The sequence below is a fragment of the Microbulbifer pacificus genome, assembly GCF_002959965.1.
In the GTDB taxonomy this organism is placed as follows: domain Bacteria; phylum Pseudomonadota; class Gammaproteobacteria; order Pseudomonadales; family Cellvibrionaceae; genus Microbulbifer; species Microbulbifer pacificus_A.
Genome location: NZ_PREV01000008.1, coordinates 1 through 4,916, shown reverse-complemented (window position 1 = coordinate 4,916; position 4,916 = coordinate 1). Strand labels below are relative to the sequence as shown.

Here is a 4,916-nt window from a genome sequence, read left to right as displayed (position 1 = left end):
GTATCAATCCATTCATTGATTAGCTTGGATACTTCTTCATGTAAATCTAGTTCTCTAACATAACCGTCTGCTAATGCCCTTATATACCTCGTTGGATATTTATTTGCATATTCTTTTAGTACAAGCGCATTAGGATCCTCTGTTCTAACAGAAGGGAAAGACATTAACATTAGATTGATTGAGTCTTGTGTCATTGTGTGCCATATCTTATCAAAATGATCGAACGCATCAGCAACGTTTGAAGGAACTCTTATTTTCATCTATACAACCTCCAATCTGTAATGTTTATCTTTTATAAACCCTTTGGCCATTAAAGCTTTTTCCGTTGTCAATTGCGCCAAAGTAGGCATATTATTACTACTGCTTAAATGCGTTAGATAGATTTGTTCGCCTTTGCCCTGGATCAATTCTGTTAAAGCTGCAGCTGTTTGTTGATTAGATAAATGCCCTACATGAGACAAAACCCTTGTCTTAACACTTATTGGATAGTTAGACGCTTCAACCATTCGCGGTTCGTGGTTGCTTTCTATGATGTAGACATCCGAATTCTTCATATATTTCAATATATCTTCTTCAACTTTCCCAGTATCTAAGCAAATGGACACTTTAAAATCAGTTTTATAGCTTGTAACTGTATAACCTAGTGGTTGGTGTGCATCATGATGTACTTGAAAAGGAACGACAACAAAATCTTCTGAAGCACCAAACACTCCACCAATACCAATTTTATTTACCAGGTCATTTTCTACTCCTTGAATGTCCTTCCATTCATTTTCCCCTGCGTAAACAGGAATCTTATATTTGTTAGCCAATGGCAATCCTTTTGTATGATCCTTGTGAGCGTGTGTGATAAACATTGCTTCAATTTTATTTGGTGTTATACCGACTTCAAGAAGTCTTTTCTCTATCTTAGTTTTGGCTATACCTGCATCTATGAGAATAGTAGATTCTCCACTTGTTAAAGCAATGCAATTACCACTAGATCCGGAAGCAAGGATATTAACTTTCAATAGAGAACACTTCTCTCTTTGTCGGATTCAATTGTTGAACAAAGTTAGCAACATAACCATCAAGTTTGTACACCATAACGCAATCCCTATCTCTTCCCATCCTTAAAGCAATCAAGCTATCATCACCATTTCTATAAGTTTCTAATAAGGGATTACTATTAAATTCCTTTTTAGCTTCTTCAACAAATTCAAGGTGTTCCTTAGATATTTGAGTCATCTTTTCCCCTCCAATTCCTCCTGGCACCGCGGGCAAATAGTCAGCCCGCGATAGTAGTAATCATTACCAGGATTCATTTCCATATCGCACAATTCACATTCCTTATTCCGGTCAATAATTACGACCTTCGCAACATAATTTAAATAAGGATTGAACATATTCTTTATTCCAGTTCATCATCATTTGATGTTGGTTTGTTTTCTTCAAAATCAATATGCATGTCCAAGATTTCAACAAGACCAATCAATTCTGATTCAGTAGCCGGATCACTTAAACTAATGTTGTTATCTTGAAGGTACTTGTTAATTTTTGGATTAGTAGTAATACCTAATTTCTTGAATTTTTTCTTCATATCGCTTCTTAAAGTAGCAATGCGCTGTTCTTCAGTTGGCTCTTCGGTTGTTGTTTCTTCCGTTGTTCCTTCTAATACATCTTCATTAGGTGTAATGTCTTTGCGTTCTCTTTGGTATCCTGGAACATTATTATTTTGATCTACTGTTTGATCATCAAATTCCAATCCGAATTGACCTTTTAAAGCACGTCTAAGCACATGCTTTTTGAACATATCGCCAAAATAATTAGTCCACATTGTTTTCTGCATTCCAATGTTCGATTTTTCTAAGTGGGATACTTCATCACGCTCCATGAAAACAGGGAAAGGAATTACACCTTCTCTATAAGCTATCGCATAGGCAGCAATTACTTTACCTCTTGGAAATGTAATCTTGTGATCTTCAACAATCATAAAAGATCGCCCTTTATCATCTGTTTTTCTGCTAACTACTACCTCATCGTTTTCATGAACTAGCTGAACATCATATCCTAAATAACCTTCTGCCTCTTTTGCTTTACGAACATAGAAGTCATACCCATATTGAATAGTTAATTGACCTTGTCTTACTGTTGGATAAATCTCATTAAGAACTGGATTTGCTCCGCTTGATTTAGCGATGGACATAAATAATTTGAACTGGGAATCATCACAACCTTTACCGATTGTTTCCCGAATTGTATTTACATCCTGGGTTGATAGTTCTCCAAAAGCCATACCTTGATATACTTGTAAATTATTGTTTGTCATTATTTATTTCCTCCTCATTATCGAATTCGATTATAGTTTTAGTAATCTTAATTACTTTTAGATCAAAGTCAGATTCTAATATGCTATTAATTACATCTTGATTAACTTTGTTGTATGAAAACTTATCGGCACTTTCTTTATATGGTGTAAAAGTAAGGTGTCTCAGACCATCACCGCCAAAAGTTCTATTGCTTACATACCAACCTGTTGTGCTTTCTTGGATTATGAAAAAATCCTCTGTTTTAGTTTTGCCGTTTTCTAAATTCAAGTCATTCATCCCCCTCAATTGTTAATTCTTTACCAGCAACAACCCTACTAATAATCAATTGCCCGCTAGGTTCTTTAAATTTTGTAATGGATTCCGCATTATCCACAAATACCGGAGCAATGATATTACTTTGTTCTGAAAGCACTTCTCTAAGTTCTAAGCCGGCTCTAATTGATTCAGATAAGGACAATTTCTTGTATCCTTTACCATCCATTTCGATCTCGAACGTTGGCTTGATTTCTCCATTTTTTAATTCATCAAATAGATTAATAGATAGAGTGGTAAGCAAGGCTTGTACTTTTTCAGCCTGTAATTCAGCTTCTTTTGCTCTAAAATCTTTGATGCTATCCAGGATAAATATTGATTCATTAAGTGACTGAAGAACTTCACCTTCTGTTTTTTCTGCTTCCTTAATCATTTCTTGGATAGATTCCAGTTGATTATGCTTGTTGATCTCTGCTTCAAGTGGTGCAATTTTATCTTGGTTTTCACGAGCAATGGCTTGTTGTTCAGATACATCAATGTATTCCAGGCTTTTTAGTTCTTCTTCAAGCTCTTTCCGTTGAGTAACAACCTGATTATATTGCTCTTTAAAATCTGCCATTCTTTTTTGCTTATCTTCTTCAACTGCCTTAACAGCATCATCTTTTAATGGTTGTTTACATGTTCTGCAATGCTCTTCAATCTCTTCATTTTTTAAGATTTTCCAATGCTCTTGCATATGATCACGTTCATCCATCAATCGTTTAATCTGAGATTGTAATTTATTAATTTCTGAGTTGTTCTCCCAGGAATCTTCAATAACCTTTTCAGCTGCATCACGTTTCTTCTTGAAGATATTCAATTCAGTTCGTAATGAAGGAAGCGGAACAAGGTGTTCATAATCCTCTAATTGCTCTTTTAAAGTCCTAGTTCGACTTTGTGCAGCAATGTGTTCTTTGTTCTTTTTATTTTTATTGTCTTTATGAAGCTTTTCTAAATCATCAAGAGAATACTTTTTAATTAATTCTGCTAGTTTAATAGATTGTGCTTCTGGTAATACTTTTAATACTTCTTTGTTCGATGGTGCCGTTACATATTGCAATATCATTTCTCTTTGCTCTGTCCATTTCAAGGTAAAGAAGTAATCCGGATTGAATAGAGACATAAACAAATCTTTTTCAAATAGTTCACCTAGAATTTCATTAAATTCTGTTGCCTTGCTAGGCACTTCGTTGATGTAGTATTTTGCTTTATTAGCATTTAATTCACGACCCAATAAAAGTTCTTTACCATCAACATTTAACAAAAGTGAAACTAAAGTCTCATCATGTTCGTAGGTAATTGGTGTAGGATCTAATTTGCTACCTACCGTATCAATGCCGTATAATAACCATGTAATAGCTTCAAATAGAGAAGACTTACCTTTTGCATTGTCACCAGTGATCTTAGTTACCTCGCCAAAGTTAACAGTAAGATCCTGGTGGCTTTTAAAATTTTTGAGTGTTAATTCTTTAAAAATGATTTGCATTAATATTTCTCCTTTCTAAAAATAATTAGTACATCTGATACCCATTCGCCTTCAGTAGCTGCAGTAGTAAATTTCATTTCTAATACTTCTTTGTTTGGATTCTCTGCTAACCACTTATTTACATCGTTTGTTACATCACAGTCAGTTATCTGTTTAACTTCTAGACTTGAAGCAACTCCTAATTCTTCTTTCAGTGTTCTCACCCCCTTTAAGGCTATTTTTTTAATCGAATTACATTTAATGGTTCTGGATAGATGCCTTCATTTAGATTCGCTAATGGGTACTGTTCTTTTAAAGTTCTAAAACAATCAGCTTCAGCACCTTCTGCATAAATCTTTCCAGTAACAACACCCACTATTTGTATTGGAGTCCTATCAAAGAAAAAGTTTATTTCGGACAACCGTTTCACCCCCTTTCAAGAAATAGAATCAACACGGCCACGAATACTAAAGGTGCTGCGTATATCACATAGAACTTAATTTCATCAACCAAGGAAATTTCTTCATCTTCATCAACTAAAAAGTAATTAATGATTTTTCTTCTCAAAAGTAATTCCTCCTAGTTTCAACCGCCTTGTTTTCACTTTGTACTTTCTTTAAGTAAAGTTCATTTAGCTTACCTACTGACTTTAAAATTTCTTCCCCCATTTCATTCGCGTTATGAAATTCATAATCTCTTGTTTGGGATAAAACTTGGATGCAATTCTGCTGTAGCTTTATATACTCCTCCATTACGGTAAAACAATCTTCCGGAAGAAAATTATTAAATATGTCATTTTTAACCGAAAGATAATTATTAGTTATATCTTTTTTAACCAATTCATCCACCTC

Annotated in this window: 9 protein-coding genes; all 9 read right to left on the bottom strand. The window is 34.3% G+C overall.

The features are described 5' to 3' along the window. The coding region (locus C3938_RS17685) for a hypothetical protein (protein WP_158681489.1) at positions 1-260 on the bottom strand (260 nt) is incomplete at its 3' end. Then, positions 261-1,010: an MBL fold metallo-hydrolase gene (locus C3938_RS00325; protein ID WP_105101327.1), complete on the bottom strand. Its 750-nt coding sequence runs from the start codon at positions 1,008-1,010 to the stop codon at positions 261-263. Next, positions 1,000-1,227 carry a hypothetical protein gene (locus C3938_RS17680; protein ID WP_158681488.1) on the bottom strand — a complete coding sequence of 76 codons (228 nt, stop codon included), beginning with the start codon at positions 1,225-1,227 and terminating at the stop codon, positions 1,000-1,002. The genes C3938_RS00325 and C3938_RS17680 overlap by 11 nt, the downstream gene beginning before the upstream one ends. 163 nt (positions 1,228-1,390) lie before the next feature. After that, the gene (locus C3938_RS00320; protein WP_105101326.1) at positions 1,391-2,308 is read right to left on the bottom strand and encodes a RecT family recombinase; all 918 of its coding nucleotides are present in this window, start codon (positions 2,306-2,308) and stop codon (positions 1,391-1,393) included. After that, a complete protein-coding gene (locus C3938_RS00315) occupies positions 2,295-2,576 on the bottom strand; it encodes a hypothetical protein (protein ID WP_158681487.1) in 282 nt (93 codons plus the stop codon). The genes C3938_RS00320 and C3938_RS00315 overlap by 14 nt, the downstream gene beginning before the upstream one ends. A gap of 1 nt (position 2,577) precedes the next feature. Continuing rightward, positions 2,578-4,086, bottom strand: coding sequence for an AAA family ATPase (locus C3938_RS00310; protein ID WP_105101324.1), 1,509 nt, complete (start codon positions 4,084-4,086; stop codon positions 2,578-2,580). Then, complete coding sequence (locus C3938_RS17675; protein ID WP_158681486.1) at positions 4,086-4,289, bottom strand: hypothetical protein; 204 nt, start codon at positions 4,287-4,289, stop codon at positions 4,086-4,088. Before C3938_RS17675 ends, C3938_RS00310 begins: the two co-directional genes overlap by 1 nt. Positions 4,290-4,300: 11 nt before the next feature. After that, positions 4,301-4,486 carry a hypothetical protein gene (locus C3938_RS17670; RefSeq protein WP_158681485.1) on the bottom strand — a complete coding sequence of 62 codons (186 nt, stop codon included), beginning with the start codon at positions 4,484-4,486 and terminating at the stop codon, positions 4,301-4,303. 142 nt (positions 4,487-4,628) lie between these two features. Next, on the bottom strand, positions 4,629-4,916 hold a 288-nt coding region (locus tag C3938_RS00305), incomplete at its 5' end, for a hypothetical protein (protein ID WP_233998555.1).